This is a genomic window from Arachnia propionica (assembly GCF_003932785.1).
GTDB classification, from domain to species: Bacteria; Actinomycetota; Actinomycetes; order Propionibacteriales; family Propionibacteriaceae; genus Arachnia; species Arachnia propionica_B.
The window spans coordinates 1-947 of record NZ_RQYT01000138.1 but is presented as its reverse complement, the minus strand read 5'-3'; the positions used below and the strand labels follow the sequence as shown (position 1 = coordinate 947).

The 947-nt window shown below is 71.6% G+C and carries 1 protein-coding gene; it reads right to left on the bottom strand.

Features of this window, described 5'->3' with window-relative positions:
* Positions 1-947, bottom strand: a 947-nt coding sequence (locus EII35_RS16150) for a DUF7824 domain-containing protein (protein WP_185744408.1), incomplete at both ends; no start/stop codon positions are given.

Below are 947 nucleotides of genomic sequence, written 5' to 3'. Positions count from 1 at the left end.
GGGCGTCGATGTCGGCCAGTTCGTCGCAGCGGTCGCGGTCGCATCGTCCCAGCGCGACGGCGAGGTCGGCGGGTTCCAGGGCGATGCCGTCGCGTCGGTACCGTTCGATGCGGGCCCGGAGGTCGGCGGCGGTGACCTCCCAGCGGTTCGTGCTCGGGGTGGACAGCAGGACGGGAAGTTCGCCGATCCGGTGCAGCACGTCGTGGGCACGCCGCTCAGCAAGAAGAGCAGGCCCCTCCTCCGGGGAGTGGGCCGGGATGGGTTCGGTGCAGGGAATGATGACCCCTGCGCCGAGCCGAAACAGGGGCCGCGTCAGGTAGCCATCGGGGGGACCCCGGCAGGCCGTGACGACCACCTCGGGGCCGCGGGCGTGGGCGGTGGCGACGAGCTGGGCCAGGGCGCGCTCGGTGACCTCGGCGCGCTCCTCCCAGTCGTCCTCGATCTCCGTGATCAGCCCGGCGAGGGCGGGGTCGTCGAGGACCAGCGGTTCGAGGCCGGGGAAGGGTTCGGGGTCTGGCAGGGAGGGTTCCTGCCACAGGCCCCGGGTCCCGGTCTCCGGGGCTGGTGTACTGCCCCACTGGTCGCACAGTGTGCTGGCGAGCTTGGCCGTGGTGGTGTCGGTGGATCGGGAGAGGTCGGCGACGTGTTCCATCAGCTCCGCCGAGGGGGATTCGATGCTGGTGAGGCGTTTGAGGACGTCGCGTTTGAGGCCCTTCTCCTTGCGGGGAAGGACCGCCAGGGCGATCCGGGTGAGGGTGTCGTGGTCGGGGTTCATCCCGAGCAGGATTCGGGTGAAGGCGGCGGCGACTTGGCTGTCGGCGACGTCGAGGGCGCCGAGAAGGCGTTCGGGCTGGGTGGTGGGGTCGAGGTCGAGGCCCTCGATCCAGGCCAGGGCCTCGCGTTGGGGGCCGGGGCGTTCGCCGCGTTCGATCACGCTCAGCAGGGCG